Origin of the sequence: Pelagibacterium flavum (assembly GCF_025854335.1) — a bacterium.
In the GTDB taxonomy this organism is placed as follows: domain Bacteria; phylum Pseudomonadota; class Alphaproteobacteria; order Rhizobiales; family Devosiaceae; genus Pelagibacterium; species Pelagibacterium flavum.
The window spans coordinates 1,301,438-1,320,652 of the sequence record NZ_CP107716.1; the positions used below are offsets into that span (position 1 = coordinate 1,301,438).

Here is a 19,215-nt window from a genome sequence, read left to right on the forward strand (position 1 = left end):
TAGGGAACCCATTACGGAACCCTCTACCCCAGCGGCCCTTTTTCACGGGCCGCCGAAGCGACCCCATCTCACGTCCGCGCTGTCTCTTCTTTTTTACAATTTTTTGTCAAAAAGGATTGTGGTTGCAATCATTTATCACAGGCGACACACTGTCTTTGAGCTTAGCGCCATCGGGCGCATGAGACGGAGATAAGCGATGACTCAAACCACTACGGCATATTTGCCAGCTGTCCCCAGCACTATCTGGACGCGCTACGGTGCCATATACAAAGCGCGAGCCACAGACGCGTTTTGGCGCCTGTATCGTATCGGCAAAGAAGACCTGCGCAGCGTTGGCATCCGCTGCACCATGGAGGGGCGCGACTGGATGGCGACCTACTCTCCAGGGGTGGCATCGCCGGATCAGATCGAGCGTGTGCTGGTCCGCCTAGATGATGCCGCGATGATGAATGATGCGGCCATCCAGCGGGAGCGGGAGGCGCGCAAAGAAGAGAAACGGCGCAAGGCTGAGGCGGAAGAGCGCGAGCAGCAAGAATGGATTGCGTCACATGTCGATGAGACACGCCAGCTGCAGGCTCAAGCGGCGTCGCTTCTGAAGACATATAAAGCAGCGTGTTCGAAAGCTGAGGAATGGCCGGACTTGATCGGCCGGTTTCCACTTGGGCGCGGCGCATATTGGCGGCTCTGGGATCTGGTCCGCGCCACCAATAAGAAGATCGCGAAATTCGAGCGTGGCGAGGGCTTCAAGCGCAAGCGGTCGCCCTATGCCAATTGGCCAGCTGACGTGATCGCAAAGGGCCTGCGCACTCTGACAGCGGCTGACAGCGATCATGCCGAACTGGCAAACGACATCGGCTGGTCCGCAACGGACAGCTCGGTGGGGCACTACTGCACAGCATTGCTCGAAACCGATTATGAAACTGCGGTTGAGCGTGCCCGCCACTTCATCGGGACGTATGAGAAACAGCTCAAGATGGCGGGGGTGTTGTGATGCGCGAATCTCTTGAGATTATCCGCGATCGCCTCGACGGCACTGGTCGCAAGCGTCTGGCAATGGTCATCGATCATGAAGCCAATGGCGCCTGCCGCGTTCGCGATCATGAGAGCCTCGATGATCTGGTTGTCGTCGAATATCTGTCGCAGTGGGATCCGTCCAAAGTGGCAATGACGAGCTATCTCTCCCGATCGAATGGTGGCTGGGTCAGTCTGGAGGCCCAGACGGAAAAGCGTGTAAGCCCGTGACCCATTTAGCACTCTGCTGTATCGTGAACCCGATTCAGCAGAGGCGCCCATGTCATTTTCAGACCTGCCGCACGGCAACAGTGACCACGACGATCCGGATGCCGGCATGAGCTTTCGTGCCCGCGTCGCGCTCATCTTTCCCGATGCCGCATCGTCCCGTTTGGCCCGTATAGGCGGCGTAAATGGCCGCACCGCGCAGAAATGGCTGGCCGAAGAGGCACCGGTGCCGCAAGACGTTCTGGATTACGTCGAACAGCAATACGCCCGCGTCCATTCCGTGCGCTTAAAAACCTTGGAAGACGCCGTCGAGAAGGCCTCTGTAGATGGCGTAGACAGTGAAGTCATTGCCGCGCATTTGTCGCTGCTTTACGCACAGCTCACGGGTCAGAAAATCCGATAATGGATTTACCACCGCCATAACGGTTTTTCCACGCCGAGAAATTCGCTAATCCGCATTAACTAAACGTACCCCAATACCGCGGTTTCGACTGGTAATCCTTGTCGGCCTGTGCTTGTCTGCAGGCTCCCAAATCTAAAAGCACTCCTTACGCCATTTGGGCGAGAGGACTGCGCCATGAGGGCCAGACATGAAAAAACCCGATATCTCGGGCGCAGATCAATTGCGCCAACGCCAGACCCGCCGTGCCGAAATCCTCGCCGGCGATACGGTCATGACTGTCGACGACAGACGAAAAGCTCTCCCGCCGCTGCGTGACAATCCGTCTGCCGATTTGCGGCAGATCGCGCTGCTTCAGAAGCAGAAGCTGAAAGACGGCGACAGCGACAATCTGCTGGCGGCGATCGACAATGCCTTGGATGCCCCGACTGCAACGAGCGCGCTGGCATTGCGCGACGCGTTGCCGTGGGACCGCAATGCCAGCGCATCACTTGATTTTCTTGCGATGCTGATGGGCGATGAAGATGCCCTGTTTCGCTACATTCAGCGTGCTGGCTATCGTCCTGGGCTCAATGAAATCGATCGCTTCTTTGGTGATGCATTTCTCATCGCACTGATGCGCGACACAATGTATTTCAAACCGTGTGCTGGCCAGGATGGCTATGAAGCCGGCGATCTCGATCTCATGATCGACTGCGGAATCGGTGCGATCAAAGACTTGCACGATAGCTATGACGAGTATGTCGCTGCGACTGCTGAAGCAGCGGAAACGGCTGTAGATGTGCAGTCTGAAATCGCTGCTCTCAATGAAAAGCTCGATGACATCGATGCCAACCTGCCGTCAAAATCTGGTGGCGGCTTCTCGTCGATCGGGAAGTCGTCGGGGCATGTCGTCATCCCGAAGCTGCCGGATGGCGGCACAGGGGGGCAGAGAGATGCGCGTCGGGCGTTCAAAGAATTGGCAGGAAAACCGCTTCCGCTCATCACGCGAGGCGATGTCGCCGGTCATGCGCGTGCGCTCAAGGCTAGGTGGCCGCACGCCGCTTCGGTGATCGATACCGTGCTGGGCGACCTCGCTGCAGTCGATCCGGCTCGCTTTCGACCGACACTTCTTGTGGGTCCGCCAGGCTCAGGGAAGACCAGTCTTGCGCGGGCGATCGCAGAGCAGGTGGGTTTGCCCTGTCAGACGTATTCGATGTCTGGGGTGCACGACGCATCGCTCATCGGGACATCTGGTCAGTGGTCGACGGCAAGGCCAAGCGTGCCCCTGCAGCTTGTGCAGTCGAGCGGCAAGGGCAACGGCGTGATCGTCTGGGACGAAATCGAGAAAGTCGATCCCAGCCGCCACAATGGCTCTGCGGTCGAAGGATTGCTGCCGTTTTTCGAGACGTCGCAGTCCAAGGCCATCAGGGATCTTGCGATCGATGCCGAGGTCAATCTGAGCATGATTTCTCACTTTGCGACCGCCAACGACCTCAACGGCGTCCCGGACCCGGTTCGCGATCGCATGCGGATAATAAAAATGCCGGATCCTGAATGGCAGCATGTCGGGACTTTGAGCCGGCAAATCCTCGACGACCTGGCGAAAGAGTGGGGCAGGGACCCTAGGTGGCATGAAGATCTCGCGCAAGACGAGCTCGAGAATATCCGGCGCGGCTGGAACGGCGGTAGCCTGCGTCAGCTCAGGGTCTCAATCATGGCGACGATTGCGACCCGCGAGAGCTGGATGGCTCGAGCTTAGGGAGCCATCCGACATGACAGAGAACGAACAGCTGCGCGATGTCCTCGCGCTATGCGAGCGGCTGCGGCGGGAGGCGGGAACATCTCGCCTCCGGGCTGCAGCAGAAGAGGTCCTGCGAGTGGGCGCCGATGCTGTGCCGGAGCTGCTGGAAGCAGCGAAGGGGACGGCTCACGAGCGGGTGGTCACAAAGGCGACCTGGGCGGCGTGGAATCGGAGATGATCATGAGAATTGTTGATGGCGCACTACGCGCAAAGCTTGAAGCCGCCCAGGTGGCGCTGGACGAAATCCATGCCGGGCGGGAGCCGACGTCAGAGCAGCTGGCCGATGCGCCGCTTCTTGATGCTTGGGCTGATAGCGAAATGGGCGGCAATCGGATTTGCGGCTTTGTGGAAGGTCATCCGACGATTGATGACGGGCCCTGCACGACTAGCGCGGTGATCTATTTCGCCGAGGATTACAGCTGGTGCCGGACGATTTCGCGATATTATCGGCTTGGAAGGACACTGGAGCGGTATCTAATGAAAGGGCTGCGCGATGACTGACGACCTTTTTGACCGCCTACCCGACGAACCGCTTTCAGACTACGCTCGGCGCATGCTCGATTTGATGGAGCATGCGAAATCATGCGTCGAATTCGAGCTCGGACGCGGCATCGATGCTGACATCATGCTTGATGAAATGCGCGAGATTATCGCGGGCGACGGCAAGTCTCTCGCTGTCCGTCGTGTGCGAGAAGCGCTAACATTTGCGCGGTCGTATTTTCCACGGGTCGAGATACCGCATTACCCGAGCGACAACAACCTGATTGCGGCGGCGATGAAGCTGGTGCGGCAGCATGAGAGAGGTAGGATATGACATGGGTAGATGATGAAGCCGTGCTTGAGCATGCACACGAAGTCCTCTCGGAACGCTGTCCCGGTAAAAAATCAAGATCGTTGCCACGTTCGACATCGCGCACGTTGCATGGGAATTCGACTGCCAAAGTTGGGCTTCACCGGGAAGATGGCGTGCCAGAGCTTGTAACTGTCAATCAGACGACCGGCGATGAGCGGTCGGTGCGTGAAATCTTGGAAGTGTCGTGATCGGACTTTGGTCGATACAAGAAGGCTAAGCGCCGGTCGCCGTTGCCTCTTGGGCCACATCATGGCACCAAGCTGATGGGGTGCAATCATTTTGTTTTGGGGGAGCCATGTCAGCCGTTGACAAGCTGCTGGGCGAGTATCGGAACGCAGCAGTTACCGAACGCGAAAAGGGCACTTACTTCGAACGACTGGCGCGGGCGTATCTCCGTTTCGCCTGAAATACGGAAAAGCCGCTGTCACAGTCGTTGTAGCTGCCCATCTGAACGACCTTATATCGGGCATCGCGTTGGGACCCCCGTCACGGATGAAGAGGCAAAATGGGGGCCGGAAGCTTTCAGTCCGTTGCTGGGGGCAGATCATGGATTGACTGCCTTAAGACGCAGGCAAATGACTTGACCGCGTTACCGTCGCAATAGGCAGCCGCCGCTACCAGCTCGTGACATTGCATACTCACAGCGCCCGCCGCATAGCCTATTTGTCGGGGATCAGCAGGACGCACACGTCGTCGTTAGGCGACATGATCGTCGTGCGGGTTTTCGCGCGCGTTACGCTCACGCGGAAATTCTGGCGAGCTTGCGTCATCGCGCCCGCGCGGACATTGCCGCCCACAATGCGATCCGGGTTGCCGACGATCTCGCCCTTATAGCGCTTCGGCCATCCTTCGAAGATGATGACCTCATCGAATTGCTTCCCCTTCGCCTTGTGCATATTCATCACGACGACACCCGACTCCGGTTTGTGAGCGGTCGCAAAATGCTCCTGCACGAACGCTTGACGAGTGACAGCGAGCGCGTTCTTGTATCCGCCCGTATCGCGCCAGTCCTGCGATAGGCTTTGCCGGAGCTGCGTTCCGCGTTCGAGAAGCCGGACGTTGCGCGCCTCCTTCGCAACCTCGCCGAGCCGAGTGCAAGCACCAGCTTCAAGCACCGCTCGAACGGCGGTCCAATCGTGGTCAGGCCGGCCGGACAGCGCAACAGCCGTTGCAGCCTCGTGGACCGCGAACGTGGCTTGCAGGACGCTGTTCGCCGGAACGGCCTTCCCCTTCGCAAGGCAGTCATTCCACCTGCTCAGCGCCGAGCGGAACCGCGCCGCTTCCGCCAGATCGCCCTTGGTCGGTGCATGACCCCCTCGGCCGCTGAAATAACTGCAAAGCACGTCGACGAATTCGTCAAAGCAACCGACGTGACTTCGCTGCTGGAGAAGGAAGGCAATCACCTCGGACGCCAGGATCGGGCCTTCCATGTCGACGGCTGCAGTGTGTGCGATCGGAGGCACGTTGCCGAAGGGCGCGCGCAAATTGTCGGAGACCAGCCGGGTCATACGCTTGGTCGGCACCAGAATCGCAAGCGACCAATCTCGGCGGGCCGTCGCGACTAGCCGCTTACGAGCTTTCAGAACCTGAGCGACAAGCGAGGCGAAGGCTTGATTAGGATTCGAGGCAAATCCCTCGTAGTCTATGCCCTGATACGCTTCTTCCCGAAATTTGCCGGTAAGAAGGTGGTTTCCGAACAGTGCGATGTCGGTCCCCTTGCTGCGGTGATTGTCCCCGGCCAGATCATGCTCGGAGGGCTTGAACGCCTTCCTGAAGTGATCGAGGCGCTCGGGATCGGCGCCGATGAAATCAAAGATGCGCTGCTCAGGGTCGGCTAGCGCGATCAGTGTGCTGCTCTTGCCTACCGCCTCGACCGCGCGCCACTGCTGGGCGCTGGTATCTTGAAACTCGTCGAGAATGATGGACGGGTACATGGTCGACACGAGATCGCGGACCTTGGTGGAACCATGCAGCAAAGTGGCCACGCGCTCGGCGAACAGATCGAAGCAGATCTTGCCTTCCTCGGTCGCCAGCCGCATCCGCTCGGCAACCTCCAGCGCGGCCTTCTGCGCCTTCTCCTCATCTGACAGCTTGGAGGGCGCCTTGAAGCCGCTGCGGATCGCTGAAAGCGCAATCGCTTCATTGGGAGGCGTCAGGATCGCCATGCGGCGAGGAAACCCGACCAGATAGCCGTGCGCCTTGAGAATGCGCCAGAAGAAGGAGTGATAGGTATCGACCTCGATCCGCTCCTTGTCTTCCTTCATGACCGACTGCTCTTCGTCAATCGCTTCGAAAACGCGCGAGACCGTCGCGCGCGCAAAGCTCAGGAATAGGATGCGCTGCCCCGGCCTCAGCTTCTCGCGGGCGATCTTTGCTGCCTTCAAGATGGACACTGTAGTCTTGCCTGAGCCAGGCCCACCTACGACGAGCTGGTGCCCATCTTCCTTTAGAACATCCTTTTGCGCGGGTGTCAGATCGACCATCGGCCCCTCTATTCGATGGGCTCGACGGCAGCATCCTCGCCATTCTCGTGCGGCGGGGCGGGCGGTGGATCGCAGATCGCCTTGAGCGTCACGCAGGTGTCGCGAATCCACGACGGAACTTCGGGCTCGGAGCATTGGCCGAGGAAATCCGCGATCCCCCAATTTCCCTTCGCCCAGCCGAAATACTCCTTCAGCGCGTCGATCAGGTTGGTCTTCGGATCGGGGAACTTCTGCAACAGGTGCGGTGGCCAATCGAGCGCATCGGAAAAGCGTTCAAGCGCGGCTTGGGTCGTGTTCTTGAGGATTAGATCCTCGATGCCCTTTTCCTCGTGCATGAACAGGCGTTCGACCTGGGCTTCGATTGCGGCCTTCGCGGGGTCGGTCTGCTTGTCGCAAAGTGCGAAAGTCCGCTTGCCGAGACCCTTATAGAGCCCGCCGAGGTCGGCGATCTGCGACTCGGTACCCGCATCGATGATGCAGATGCCGAGAGCCTCGAGCGAGGCATAGGTGGCGGGGTTAAGTTCAGAGAGCCGGCGGGCCGCGACCGGAAAGGAACTCGCCTCGGTCGCGCCCTCGGCGATGAGGACGCGACGCGACAGCAGGCCCTCGCAAAACCGTGTCCGAAACTCCTGGCGATAGCGCTTGTGCTTCACGCTGTCGGGCAGCGCGATCTGCGCCTGCTTAAGGATGCCATCATTCGCCCGCGACAGGATCACCGTCTCATCGAGCTTGAACTCTTCAAGGACATAGGGCGAGTGCGAGGTAACGATCGATTGGGCCGCCAGCTTGCGTAGTTCGTGAACGATCCGCTTCTGGGCATATGGCGGAATCGCGGTCTCGACCTCCTCCATCGCGAAGATGACGTTCTGCTTATCCTCGGCGATCTGCGACAGCATCGCCAGCACCAGCATGTTGATCGTGCCGGTGCCCTGCCGGAAGAAGGGTGCGGCATGGGCGCCATCTCCGGTGGCGATGAAGGCGGTCACGATCTTGCGCAGATGCTCGCGCGTGAGGTTTGATACCTTGAGATGCGGCTTTACGCCCCATTCTCGTGGCACATATTTCTTCAGCGACTTGTCGATACTCTCGAGCACGCCCGAAATGCCGATCGCGGGATCGCTCGCGACATCGAATCCGGCGAGCGTGCCGATCGTGCCTTCCCACATTTGCGGCCGGATTTCCTTCAGCCGCAAGATTATGTCGAGCAGGCTGCCATGCTCCAAGCTGAGCGCACGCGAGCCCGTGCGCAGTGAGCGCAGGAAGAGAAAGCCGCAGTGCTGCTTGTCCTTCTTAGAGAAGGGTACTGGAGTCTCTTCTTCCGTCAAGCTGCGCGCGTAATAGGTATTGCCAACGAAATCGTCCTCTTCGCCGTCGTATGCGCCGACGAACGTGACGCGCAGCGCCGCCTTAATGTTCGCCGCATCCACGCCCGCAGGATTTGCTTCCGTGAAGAAGTCTCCAGTTTCGACGTTGAGCCACTCGATGTTGCCGCCAAACCGGGCTTCCTGCTCCTCTGACAGCCCGATGATCGTGACCTCTACGGTTATTTGCGGGGCGGGTTGCGGCTCTGCTGGGGCTGCCCCGTCATCGGCCGGAGCCGGAGCCACAGCCAGATAATTGCCCTCATAGAAATCGTGCTCGTCGACGGGAGGTCGGCGGTTCAGTCGATCCGGCCCAAGAGCGAGATCTATGGCTTCGAGAACAGAGGATTTGCCGGTGTTGTTGTCGCCGATGAGGACGGCATGATCTGGCAGAACGAGCTTGGTTGAACTTATGCCGCGGAAATTCTTGATCGATACAGCGTGAACTTTCAAAATCGCCCCCCCAAGCCCCGAGCATCTTCATAATTCATCGTCTCCTTTGTTACCTCCGATTTGATGGTGAAGCAAAGGAGCGAAATGGTTCGCGTCGTCGGTACGGGCCTTGGATGGGCTTAGTTTCTTTGTCAGAATTCTATCGGCAGCTTTTGGGAGTAAGCGGGAGCTTCCTGAACGTCCGAAATGGGCGCGCAAAGCCATATCCTCGGACAGCGCAGCGCCGACGAATGTGACGTTCCCTTGAACCTTGATGTTTTTCAGCTACCTTTTTAGCTCTATCGGGCGGGGGACGGTCAAGTGAAGAGATCGCTGCAGGAAAAAATCGACTCCGGCGAGATTGGCGATATGTCGCAATTATTGGCCTATGTCGGCGAGCAAGGCTGGTCGGTGGTTCGCAATGGCGTGGACTATCTCGGCGTGGAAAACGCTGAAGGTAAACGCTTCCGTGTCCGTTTCCCTTTCGTCAATCATACGCGTGAAGCTCGCACAAAGGTCAGCCGCGAACTCAACGAAAAGCGGCGCGACAGTCTTGCCGGCTATTGGATCTACGGTCTGTTGGCCGAACATGGCGAAGATCGTGCCTGTTACATTGGTCAGGCAGTCGACTACGTGCGCAGGGTCAAGGATCACATCCGCGGCAGAGAAGGCCGATCGTCCTGGGACCTGGCACGCTGGGCTGAGGCCCGAGGCGTCGCGGTTGAGTTCGCTCTGCTCGAATTCGTTCCCGGTCAGCCCCGTAGCCATGGGCCTGCTTCAGCGGCCACGGTGATTGAGGGGCTCTGGCTACGACGTGCGCTAGCTGCAGGGTTTCAAGCTCCGGGAATGGAGCGATGGGGTGGTCTGCCTCGACCTGGTGCAGGGGTCGATCTGCGTTGGCCGGAAGATGAAGTGGCGGAAGCCCGACGTCCGCTTGCCTTGGTCATTCCTGATCGTCTCCTGCCGGCACAGGTGGCAATTCGTAGGGCTCGCAAGAGATACGCCACATTAGAGGCGATGCAGCCGACATCTACCGATGGCACATAGAAGGCCCTCTGGATTGCTCCCGCTGCGGCGTTAGGGATCAACGGTGGGCCAGTGACTCCTTCGACTCAACTATGAGATCGGGACGCACAGCCGCATCCGGGCCAGGAACCTTCTGCTGGTCGCTCGATACGCCGCCACTGGACCGTGCGGCGACGTCCGTTTTAGAGAAATTGAGAAAGCTTGGCGAATGGCCGGAGTGGGGGCGCGTTGCTGCCGTTCGAGGACGGCAGACTTGCTCTCCATGGAAAGGCATGTTCCGATAACTTTCGATTATCGGAATATGGGTTTGCCGACCTTCCCGAGGCAATTTGGGGTATGCAAGCAATGTGAAGCTAAGCGGCCTTAGCTTCCACTTTTGGCCGTGCAGCAAGTGGGTTGCTGGCTGACAAAGCCAGAGCTTCGGTCGTGCATGGACCGGTCCAGCCGCGCTGGAGGTGGGTGGCGGCAATCTGGAAACCTGCCGAGGTCCAGTCTTTTGGCTGAGGGGTCAATATCACCCGCTTGAACCCGAACCCTTCATCGCCGATTTGGCGCAACCGGCGCTTGGTGCCGAAATGGTTGATGGGGCACAAGAAGACAATATTGTCGGCGACATCGAGTGCATGGAAGAGAAATTCCCTGAAATCGGAATAGGGCGGGTTGGTGATTATCCAATCCACTTTGCGCGTATAGCCGAAAAAGTCCCGGCCCATCGAAATCTCGCACCAATCCCGCTCGAGGTGCTTAGGAAGCTGGTCAAAGAAGGCGCCTTGGCCGCGCGCCGGTTCGAGCACGAGCCCGTCCATTTCAGAAGCGAATGCAGCGATGACACGCCGAGCCAAAGACGGCGTCGTCATCACAATGTCGGCTTCGGGCGGATTGGGTTTGGGCACGATGGAGCGCCCTTGCACCCTTGGATCGCGTAGCGCAGATTTTTGTCCGATGGCACCGAGATAGGCGAGCAAGACGGGAAGTGTGCCGGTAAAGCGGTTTTCGAGTGCGACGATTGTTGGTTGGGTGACGCCGATCCGACGCGCCATGGCCCGTTGAGATAAGCCGCGCGCCAAGCGCAAGGCTGCCAAGGATCGCCCCCGGTCGTGGGTAACGCTATCGGGCCATCCCCAAACCAGCCCAACTGCCGCAATGATGCTTGAAACTGAACTGAGCTGGCCCCGAGCATTTTCAACGTGGCGAACCGATGGAATGGACACACCGGCAATCGTGGCCAGTCCTTTCTGGGTCAGTCGCCTAGCCTTGCGCCGAGACCTTATCTCTGCGCCGAACATAGCGCGCAAGCTTTGTTGGTTTTTTGCCACAAGAATCGCCAGGAACTTTGATCGCGCGATCCTCCATATAGCGCGGCGATTAACATCTTCTGACCGCCAGGCAGGTCTAATGGGACGTCGTGGCGCCCCAGTCCTGAATGGCAGCAACGCGCCCCAATTCCGGCCGTTCAGCCCACCTTGGTTCCGTCCCAGAAGCTGCCGGTCCTCTTGTGCCGCTGAAACCTGTCAACGGGGGAGTACGACTGGGGCATTGCCGCTATGGCAGATGATCGCCATTAAACATGTCCAATGCCGCGATCGAGCTGAGGTAAGAAGGTGACCGGGATCGCCCCGGTCACCTGGTGCTTACTGGGTTTCAAGCCATTCAAGCATTTCGGCTATCTCACGTTCTTGGGCGTCGACGATTTCCTGGGCGATTTCCTTTACCCATTCGTCCTCGGCATACTCGAGGGCCGCGTTGGCCATCGCGAGAGCGCCCTGATGGTGTGGGATCATGCCGCAAATGAAGGCGACATCGAAGTCTTCGGCCATCATGGCCGCCATCATATCGTTATGCATGGCACCCATATCGGCCATCATGGCCTGGTGGCCCTCGCTCATCCCCTCCATCATTGCACCCATATCCATGTCCATCGACATGCCGGCCATGTGGCCGGCGTTCTCGAGACAGATTTCGGGCAAATCCGAGCTTTCATTGGCATCGGCATCCATGCTCATTCCGTCCATGGACATGCCATCCATGTTGGAATGATCCATGCCCTGCGCCATCGCAATTGACGTTGTGCTGGTCAAGAGGATGGCGAGGCCGAGGGTTTTGAACGTCTTCATTGGTATTCTCCGGTTTGAAATTGATCGTTATCGCGGTTCAAACCAGTGGCTTTGGAGGAGGGGCAGGAACCTTGGGATCTTCGCCGCTTCTGTGCAGGACAGGATAGGCATCAACCAGAACAGCCGTTCGTTCCAAAAGTATCGGGCGAGCTGTGTTGGCAGGCATCAGGCAGCAGGCAATCGCTGCACACTCCTCGTGGCCACTTAAATCGTGCTCCACGTCGTTGTGGTGCGCAGCCGTCTGCTGCCCATCTTGCGGAGGCGAACTCATGGCGCTCGGCGCAGCCAGAAGGCTGAACACGACCAATAACGGAAGAAGAATCAATTTCGCAAATTCGGGCATCAGTCTGATGAGAAATCTTCCATGGTCGGCGCTTCAGCAGGGGAACGTCTTTGGGTGGACCTGATCGATTCGGTTCCCTATGGTGACAAGGTAGTCATCGTATTGGGGCAAATTGCGGCAGTGACCGGTCCAACGGCGAACGCCTCTTCGTGGAAAACGTTCTTGCGCCTGATCGTTGTGGCGTGGGTAATCGTTGTTGCGCTGCCTCTACAGGCGAGCCACGCCCCGCTGCATGGCCCCACTGCGGAAACTCATTTGACGGCGATTGAGTGGAGTGCAGACCCGCAGATTGAAAAGGCGGGCACATTTGGCGCTGGCCAGCACGACAACACCGACCACGTCCATGAAACGCCCATAATCGTGAACGCCCGCTGGGCGAGTCCACCCGACTGGCCGCGGTCGTGGAAACATTCTCATGTCAGGACTCAGATAGCAGATCGTCCTGCACCAATTGATCAGCCCCCGAGACCGGAACAGAGCGCATAACTCTGTTTTCTGACCCGCCGAACATCGGTTTCAGCGGTGACGAGATGTAATCCAACATCAGATTCCGGTATGACCAATGAACCGACCCGTCTATGGGCCGGCGTCAGCTTCTGGCGCGGGCACGCCCATGATGCTTTCGACCGCCTTCGGAAATCCCGACAACAGTTACAATGCCTTGCGCTTGATCGCTGCGTTGAGTGTGGTGCTCTCCCATTCGCTACTTCTGGGCTTGAACTCACCGAGTTACGATCCCTTGAGCTGGGCCGCTTACGATCTGGGGGCAACAGCAGTAAACGTGTTCTTTGTCATATCGGGCGCGATGCTCACCCACAGCGTGTTGCAGCGAGGACTCGGGCAGTTTGTCCGGAATCGATTCTTGCGGATCTACCCGGCGCTGATCGTCAGCGCAGCACTCATTTCCCTCATTATAGGTCCTTTCGGAACAGGTGCACGCCTTTGGGAGTATTATTCCAGCCCACAGACCTGGCTCTACCCTCTCAACGTCGCATGGAACTTCGAGGGGGCCGTCCTGCCGTCCATGTTCGAGCACGGCCGATATCCCGGCGATGTAAACGTACCGCTCTGGACCATAAAATACGAAATCCTGAGTTACATTGTCTTCGGGATTGCTGCGGCTTTGGGACTTCTGCGCCATCCATCCATTGCGTTTGCTGCGTGGGCGGCGTTCGGCTTTGCCCTTCTGGCCGACGTTGGCGTCGATCCCACCGGTGAAACGCCAGTCGAGAGCCTCTTCCGCTTTGGATTTGCCTTTCTCACCGGGGCGGTGGCGCGACGATTCGGCGAAGTAATTCCCCTGCGGTTTGGTTGGGCAATGGCGGCGCTTGCCTTGGCGGTGGCCGGCACGGGAACCCGGTTTGGGGAGGTGACCTGGATCATTGGGATAGGGTATGCAGCGCTCTACGTGGGCGCCAAGAACTGGGGTCGGATCGCCGAGTTCGCGCGGCGGCACGATCTTTCCTACGGCATCTACCTCATGGCATGGCCAATCCAACAGGTCCTGACGCGGGAGCCCATCTGGTTTGGGCCGCAGGTTGCTGTGCTTTTCTTGCTGTCCAGCACCATTTCCGGAAGCCTGGCGTATCTCTCTTGGAAATTCGTTGAGAAGCCAGCCCTTCGCCGCAAAGCGCCAGCCTCGGAGAAGGAACCGTGAAAGCGAAAGGAAAGAGCCGACGCCGGAAAGCGAGCGGAATCTCGTTGGTGATGATCTGGACAGTCGGGACCTTGTTTTTTGGCCTTGTCCTGATCCTTGCGAGCATTCCACTCGTTTCCAATCCCGCTCAGCGTGCGACCGGTGAGGACACCGTCGATACGTCGGGCATCACGGTCAATGTCAGTGCCAGCTTGGCGGACGATAGAACCCTCACCGTATTCATCAGGTCGCCCGTGGATCGAGCCGATATCATCGATCCACGGGTAAAAATTGAGATGCCTGGACATCAGATGACTGTAGATGCCGACGTCTTGTCAGCAGGTCCCGGAGCCTTTCAAGCCAGTGTGATGCTACCGATGGCCGGGCAGTGGGAGGTGCAGGTCAGTATCGGCGAGGACGTCATAAGATTGCCGGTAGATGCGAACCCGGCTGGGCCGTAGCCACTAAAACCAACACCGACCCTCACTGATCCATCAAAAATTCAGCCATGTCCTCAATATGCTGATCCAACAAATAGCTGGTGGAGAGGTGAACGACTTCAGCCATCGCACCTCCAAAAGCATCGCCAGTCGGGGTGAGCCCGGTGCGCAGCGCCGCAATCAGGCTTTCCTCGGTCCAGCCCCCCTCGGCAAGCGCCTCGGTGGTGATCGGGGGTGCGGTCCAACCCGCAGTGCCGCCTGAAGCACCAGCGAACTGAGCGTCAGTATCCAAGCCGCCAGCAAAGTTTCTCGGTGTGTGACAGGCAGCGCAATGGGCCGGTCCCTCCACCATAAACCGTCCACGGTTCCACGATGTCGATTTGGTCTCGTCGACGACATAGTCCACAGGCTCGTAGAAAAAGTTGCGCCAGAGCTTCACGCCCTGGCGAATGCTGAATGGCAGTGGGACCTCGTTCTCTTCAGGCACGAAGTTGGATGGAGGAACCTCTTGGACAGCGGCCCACATGTCGGCCATATCGCGATCGGTAAGAGTGGCATAAAATTCGAACGGGAATGCCGGGTAATATGGAGATCCATCGGGCGCAACCCCGTGCCTTACGGCCCGAACGAAGTCTTGGAAGCTCCAGTCGCCGATGCCAAATTCTGGATCAGGGGTAATGTTTGGGGATACGAAGGTGCCGAAATCAGAGGCCAATGAAACTCCCCCAGCCCATGGGTCGCCGTCTTCGATCGTGTGGCAGGTGACACAGCCCGATAGGCGGGCAAGATACGCACCGCGCTTGGCGTCACCGGTAATTTGCTGCGACAAATCGGGAGTGGAGCTAGGCATGAGCATCCAGGTCACCAAGCCCAGGCCAAAGCCGCCCAAGAGCACCGCGGTTACAACGGGCCATTTGAGATCGATTTTTGGCCAGGTCACTTGCGAAACACCGTGTGGCAGGCCGAGCAGGTGCCGGCGATATCGGTTGCAACCGCGGCAGCGCTTCTGATCGATTGTGTTTCCGGGTCAGAGCTTGAATTTTCGGGGTCAGATTTCGGCGCCAGTCCGAGCAGCACCGAGGTATCCATGCTTGTCCAGTCATTTCGCGCCACCCGAGCGGTCTCCAGCGTCGGTTGGTCAGTGGTCCTTTCTAACTCTTGGGCCAGGCTCTCCAGTTGCTGGGCATACTGAGCAAAGAGAGCCCAGTCCTCCCATATTTCCGGACGTGCTTCCGAAGGGAATTCCGTAGTGCCTTGGGGGAACAACTCGGTCATTGCGTTGCCGGAGTGAGCCGCAATCATCGCTGCGGCCTCCTCAATCACCGCAGGGCCTGGATCGGAAGAGCCGTTGATGATTGGCGTCAGGACCTGCATCTGCTCGCCCAACATCATCATGCCCATCATCCTGTCGGCGACTATGCCGGTGGCGCCGTTATGCGCAAATGCGGACGCACAGCCTGTTGCTGCGCCGGCAAAAGCCAGCGCATAAAAACATGTTCGTTTCATAAGATATCTCTCGGTTGGAACTCGAAATTGCTGTCAATCAGACAGCCAAGGAGTCCTTCCGAGGAGGAGGGGGATCGACCACGAATAAATGAACCGTTAGCTCCAGCGCCGCACTGGTCCAAACCGTTGTCGTCGTATCGAGACGGAGCGCTGACGCTAGTGGGTGCGACAGCAGCAGAGGTCCGCAGTGTTTCGATCCGTGGCCCGAATGGGTATCGTCGGCTGTCGATTGGTCAAGCGACGATGACGTGTGGACGTGGTCACTGATCTCGACATTTTGTGCTGCATGGAGGTGAGCAGTCGAGGCCACCATCAACGCAAGTGCCAAAAAAATGGTTCCCAGCGCCTTCAAACCCGAGCCTTCACGAATCGCCAACCTAATGGCCCATTGATACCGATGATGATGGTTTGATTAGGGCCGTCGGCCCCAATCGTGGCTCATTTACGGAACCGAAATATCGACTGACCCATCCGACGAAAGGAGAACAAGTCCACCTCCATCGGTTGCCGCTACATACCCGCCTTCAGGCATGGATGTGAGATGAAGTAGATAGGTATCATCGAAATCGTCGGCGACAACGGCGAAGTCGAGTTCAGTCTCAGGTGAATGCACCACGCCAACCCCAAGAACGAAGGCATGAACCCCGTTTGCGTCTACATGGACAGAAGAAACCGGCGCGCTTGTTTCATATATCCTGACCCAGGTTCTGCCCGCGTCCTCACTTTTGAAAAGACCTGAATTGGTCGCGGCATAGAGGGCATCCGGAGAGATGCCCGATGCGGCAAGATCGATAATGCCGTCCGGCAGCAGACCAATCTCCTCCCAACTGCGGCCGGCGTCTGTGCTCGTTTGAAGGGAGGCGCCGTGATGTACGCCATAAAGGACTTCCGGATTGGCGCCGCTGACCGTCATCTGGTGGAAATCGACCGGCCCACCGACGCCTTCAGCGATCTTGGACCAGGTCTCGCCTCCGTCGACGCTCTCGATGACACCTATATTGCCGCCCGCGATCGGATGACCGCTGGCCCAGTATCGTTCGTTTTCAGTTGGGTGGGTCGAGAACCCCATGAAGTCGTCGCGGCTGTCTCCTAAAAGCTGGGCAGTCTCGTTGTCGAGATTTACACTCCACAGTCCATGGTGGGTTGCCATAAGGACTTCGGCGGTATTCTCCTGCGACGCCAAGCCGTGGACGTGCGTGGTTTCCAGAACTTCGCTCAGCGGCTGAAGCTCCTGTCCTAGTGCGGCCTGAGAGAGCGTTGCGGAAGTGACTATCAGAAGTGCGGCCATGCTGCGGTTCGTGATCATGAATATCTCCAAAAGTAGTGGACCAGCCCCGCTCGACGGGGCCGGTCGGTTCTGGTTTAGGCCTGGACCCGAAATTCGGTCATCATGCCGGTCGACAGGTGCGGCATGTGATGGCAGTGCAGCATCCACCGCGCCGCCTCGCCTGCGTCCATGGCAATTGTTACGCTGGCCATCGGGGGGACATAGACAGTGTCGCGGACGGCTCCGGAAACCCGGCGAGCGTTAAGGCCGACGACCTGGAAGGCGTGCCCGTGCAGATGCATCGGGTGGCCCATCATCGACATGTTGTGGAACATCAGCTCAACCCGTTCGCCGCTCTTGGCAGAAATGGGCCTATGTTCGCCCCAGCCGCGACCATCGATTGTCCAGACATAGGGCGACATCGACCCGTCCAGCATAATCATCTGGCTGTTGCTCACCTCCCTGTCGGGGAGAGGATTGATCGCGCGAAACCGCCCCTCCTGGGAGAGATCGATGTCGAAAGCGGGTGACGACGTCTCACCCATATCTGACATTTTTGATACTGCCGCCCCTGCCGGTGCAAGCATCAGACCGGTGCGCTCGCGCTCGCCTTCGCGGAGCGCCAGGATGGGGAAGGTGCGCGTCTCGGAAGGGAGGTCGAGGTCGATATCGAGACGCTGTCCCATCGCAAGTCCGAACCGGTTGCCGTTGAGGGGATAAATCCCATGGCCATCGACCGCTACTAGGCGCCCCTCGATGCCGGTGTCGATCCAGAAGGTGGTCGCCGACGAGGCGTTGATGATGCGCAACTTGACGCGCCCGCCGCGTTCGACCCGAACGACTTCCGGGTCGTCGAGCGTGCGGTCGTTGGTGAGATACGCATCGAAGTTGAAGTCATTGAGATCCATGGCCATGGTCGACATGTTTGCCATATCGCTCATGTTCATCTGTCCCATGTCCATGTCGCCATGGTCCATCTGCATCGAACCTTGTGGCATTGCAACGGAAGGACCGTGATCCATGTCCGCATGCCCGGCGCCCTGGGTAATCTCATCAAGGACCGCTTGTGGATCCTTGAACGAGAAATCGTGCAGGAACATCACCACTTCCTGGCGGTCCTCAATAACGTCCTCTGTGCTGCGCACGATGAGCGGTGCAGCAAGGAGGTTCATTTCCTGGGTCGGTACGTGGCTGTGCATCCAGTGGGTCCCGGCCAGCGGCTCGAAATCATAGTCCCGGGTTTCGCCAGGCACGAGCTTGGGGCGTGGCAGATCCGGAACGCCGTCCTGGATATTGGGCGGTATCTGCCCGTGCCAGTGAACGATGGTTTCAACGTCGAGGGTATTCTCCAAGGTGAGCTTAAATCGTTCGCCGGGATCGAGGATAAGTCCCTGACCGCCGCCAGGGCCGGCGATACCGTAGACGGAGGCGGCCCTTCCGTTGACCTCGATGGTGCGAGTAGCGACCGTGAGTTGGCGAGACGATTCCTGAGCCCGACCTATGCGAGGAAGGACAGTGGTTGCCGCAAGCGCGGCAGTTGCCGTGAGAAAGCCACGGCGGGTCAGCACGTTTGTCATTTGAATAGTCCGATCGATGCGCTCAAAAGGCGCGACTGTACGTTACCGCTTGTGAGGCGGCGCGTTAGACGAGGATCGGATTGTGTTTCGGAGGGCGCCGGCCAGGTTCGGGAACAAAAGAGATTGGACCCAAGCCATGAGGCGGGGCAGATCTCAGGGTCAGAGCCAGAGGCGAATGCAAGCTCACCGGCTCAGACAGCGGACCGGCCACTGCACATGCGGTCGCGCACAGCGTATCGTGGTGCCGCTCGGACTTGTGGTGATCGGTTCCATGATTGGTCACGGACATCCCCAAGTCGGCGCTGACCTGGTGACCTTTGTGGAGTTGCAAACGGCCGATGTCGCTTGACGTCTGTGCCCATGACATCGCCGTTGCCGACACCATCAGCGCGAGGATGGTAACGAGCCGCAATATACGTGACGCGAACATGGACATGAAAAAAACTAACCCCGAACGAAAGCGACATCAAGGCGGGTAAGGCTCCCCCGGCGCGACATATCGCGCCGGGGGCATTTCTTACATGGACTCAGGAGAATATCCTGCTTCCGCGATAACGCGTTTTAAGGCGTCGCTCGGCTGCGCACTTTCGATGCGCACGGAGTGCGTGGTGAGATCGACATCCACCTTTGCCGCCGGGTCCGCGCTCTTGACGGCCTTCTCGATTGTTCCTGCGCAGTGGCCGCAGGTCATGTCCTGAACTTTGAACTCATGCATGGGTGTATCCCTTCCGGTTCGACTGCGCCAATCATGGAGC

At 58.5% G+C, this 19,215-nt stretch carries 19 protein-coding genes; 10 read left to right on the forward strand and 9 right to left on the reverse strand.

What is annotated here, in order from left to right:
* Window positions 1–196 precede the first annotated feature (196 nt).
* The 6 genes from OF122_RS06445 to OF122_RS06470 all read left to right on the forward strand — a co-directional run bounded on the left by OF122_RS06445 (window position 197) and on the right by OF122_RS06470 (window position 4,236).
* Window positions 197–991 (forward strand): hypothetical protein, encoded by a 795-nt coding sequence (locus OF122_RS06445; protein ID WP_264226981.1) that lies wholly within the window; start codon window positions 197–199, stop codon window positions 989–991.
* Entirely contained in the window at window positions 991–1,242 is a 252-nt protein-coding gene (locus tag OF122_RS06450; protein ID WP_264226982.1) for a hypothetical protein, read from the forward strand. Before OF122_RS06445 ends, OF122_RS06450 begins: the two co-directional genes overlap by 1 nt.
* A gap of 49 nt (window positions 1,243–1,291) precedes the next feature.
* Window positions 1,292–1,642, forward strand: a complete 351-nt coding sequence (locus tag OF122_RS06455) for a hypothetical protein (RefSeq protein ID WP_264226983.1) — start codon at window positions 1,292–1,294, stop codon at window positions 1,640–1,642.
* A gap of 187 nt (window positions 1,643–1,829) precedes the next feature.
* On the forward strand, window positions 1,830–3,380 hold the full coding sequence (locus OF122_RS06460; protein ID WP_264226984.1) for an AAA family ATPase: 1,551 nt from the start codon (window positions 1,830–1,832) through the stop codon (window positions 3,378–3,380).
* Between the two features lie 222 nt (window positions 3,381–3,602).
* Window positions 3,603–3,923 carry a DUF6634 family protein gene (locus OF122_RS06465; RefSeq protein WP_264226985.1) on the forward strand — a complete coding sequence of 107 codons (321 nt, stop codon included), beginning with the start codon at window positions 3,603–3,605 and terminating at the stop codon, window positions 3,921–3,923.
* A complete protein-coding gene (locus tag OF122_RS06470; RefSeq protein ID WP_264226986.1) occupies window positions 3,916–4,236 on the forward strand; it encodes a hypothetical protein in 321 nt (106 codons plus the stop codon). The genes OF122_RS06465 and OF122_RS06470 overlap by 8 nt, the downstream gene beginning before the upstream one ends.
* Window positions 4,237–4,934: 698 nt before the next feature.
* Here the strand turns inward: OF122_RS06470 and OF122_RS06475 are convergent.
* Both OF122_RS06475 and OF122_RS06480 read right to left on the reverse strand, forming a co-directional pair.
* Entirely contained in the window at window positions 4,935–6,758 is a 1,824-nt protein-coding gene (locus tag OF122_RS06475; protein ID WP_264226987.1) for a UvrD-helicase domain-containing protein, read from the reverse strand.
* Between the two features lie 8 nt (window positions 6,759–6,766).
* Window positions 6,767–8,572 carry an ATP-dependent nuclease gene (locus tag OF122_RS06480; RefSeq protein WP_264226988.1) on the reverse strand — a complete coding sequence of 602 codons (1,806 nt, stop codon included), beginning with the start codon at window positions 8,570–8,572 and terminating at the stop codon, window positions 6,767–6,769.
* A 300-nt stretch (window positions 8,573–8,872) separates the two neighbouring features.
* Here OF122_RS06480 and OF122_RS06485 point away from each other — a divergent pair, with 300 nt between their 5' ends.
* Window positions 8,873–9,598 (forward strand): GIY-YIG nuclease family protein, encoded by a 726-nt coding sequence (locus tag OF122_RS06485; protein WP_264226989.1) that lies wholly within the window; start codon window positions 8,873–8,875, stop codon window positions 9,596–9,598.
* A gap of 332 nt (window positions 9,599–9,930) precedes the next feature.
* Here the strand turns inward: OF122_RS06485 and OF122_RS06490 are convergent, their stop codons facing one another.
* Together OF122_RS06490 and OF122_RS06495 are read right to left on the reverse strand one after the other, a co-directional pair.
* Window positions 9,931–10,863, reverse strand: coding sequence for a helix-turn-helix transcriptional regulator (locus tag OF122_RS06490; RefSeq protein WP_264227626.1), 933 nt, complete (start codon window positions 10,861–10,863; stop codon window positions 9,931–9,933).
* Between the two features lie 345 nt (window positions 10,864–11,208).
* On the reverse strand, window positions 11,209–11,691 hold the full coding sequence (locus OF122_RS06495) for a DUF305 domain-containing protein (protein ID WP_264226990.1): 483 nt from the start codon (window positions 11,689–11,691) through the stop codon (window positions 11,209–11,211).
* A gap of 397 nt (window positions 11,692–12,088) precedes the next feature.
* Between OF122_RS06495 and OF122_RS06500 the strand changes: the two genes are divergently transcribed.
* From OF122_RS06500 to OF122_RS06510, 3 genes are all read left to right on the forward strand, one after another.
* Entirely contained in the window at window positions 12,089–12,520 is a 432-nt protein-coding gene (locus OF122_RS06500; RefSeq protein ID WP_264226991.1) for a hypothetical protein, read from the forward strand.
* A gap of 127 nt (window positions 12,521–12,647) precedes the next feature.
* Window positions 12,648–13,691 carry an acyltransferase family protein gene (locus tag OF122_RS06505; RefSeq protein WP_264226992.1) on the forward strand — a complete coding sequence of 348 codons (1,044 nt, stop codon included), beginning with the start codon at window positions 12,648–12,650 and terminating at the stop codon, window positions 13,689–13,691.
* Entirely contained in the window at window positions 13,688–14,131 is a 444-nt protein-coding gene (locus OF122_RS06510) for a FixH family protein (RefSeq protein WP_264226993.1), read from the forward strand. Before OF122_RS06505 ends, OF122_RS06510 begins: the two co-directional genes overlap by 4 nt.
* Before the next feature lie 22 nt (window positions 14,132–14,153).
* Here the strand turns inward: OF122_RS06510 and OF122_RS06515 are convergent, their stop codons facing one another.
* From OF122_RS06515 to OF122_RS06535, 5 genes are all read right to left on the reverse strand, one after another.
* Window positions 14,154–14,825, reverse strand: a complete 672-nt coding sequence (locus OF122_RS06515) for a c-type cytochrome (protein WP_264226994.1) — start codon at window positions 14,823–14,825, stop codon at window positions 14,154–14,156.
* A 221-nt stretch (window positions 14,826–15,046) separates the two neighbouring features.
* Window positions 15,047–15,616 (reverse strand): c-type cytochrome, encoded by a 570-nt coding sequence (locus OF122_RS06520; RefSeq protein ID WP_319019399.1) that lies wholly within the window; start codon window positions 15,614–15,616, stop codon window positions 15,047–15,049.
* 442 nt (window positions 15,617–16,058) lie between these two features.
* Window positions 16,059–16,922, reverse strand: coding sequence for a WD40/YVTN/BNR-like repeat-containing protein (locus OF122_RS06525; protein WP_264226996.1), 864 nt, complete (start codon window positions 16,920–16,922; stop codon window positions 16,059–16,061).
* Between the two features lie 56 nt (window positions 16,923–16,978).
* On the reverse strand, window positions 16,979–18,460 hold the full coding sequence (locus OF122_RS06530) for a multicopper oxidase family protein (protein WP_264226997.1): 1,482 nt from the start codon (window positions 18,458–18,460) through the stop codon (window positions 16,979–16,981).
* 517 nt (window positions 18,461–18,977) lie between these two features.
* Window positions 18,978–19,175 carry a heavy-metal-associated domain-containing protein gene (locus OF122_RS06535; RefSeq protein ID WP_264226998.1) on the reverse strand — a complete coding sequence of 66 codons (198 nt, stop codon included), beginning with the start codon at window positions 19,173–19,175 and terminating at the stop codon, window positions 18,978–18,980.
* Window positions 19,176–19,215: the final 40 nt, after the last annotated feature.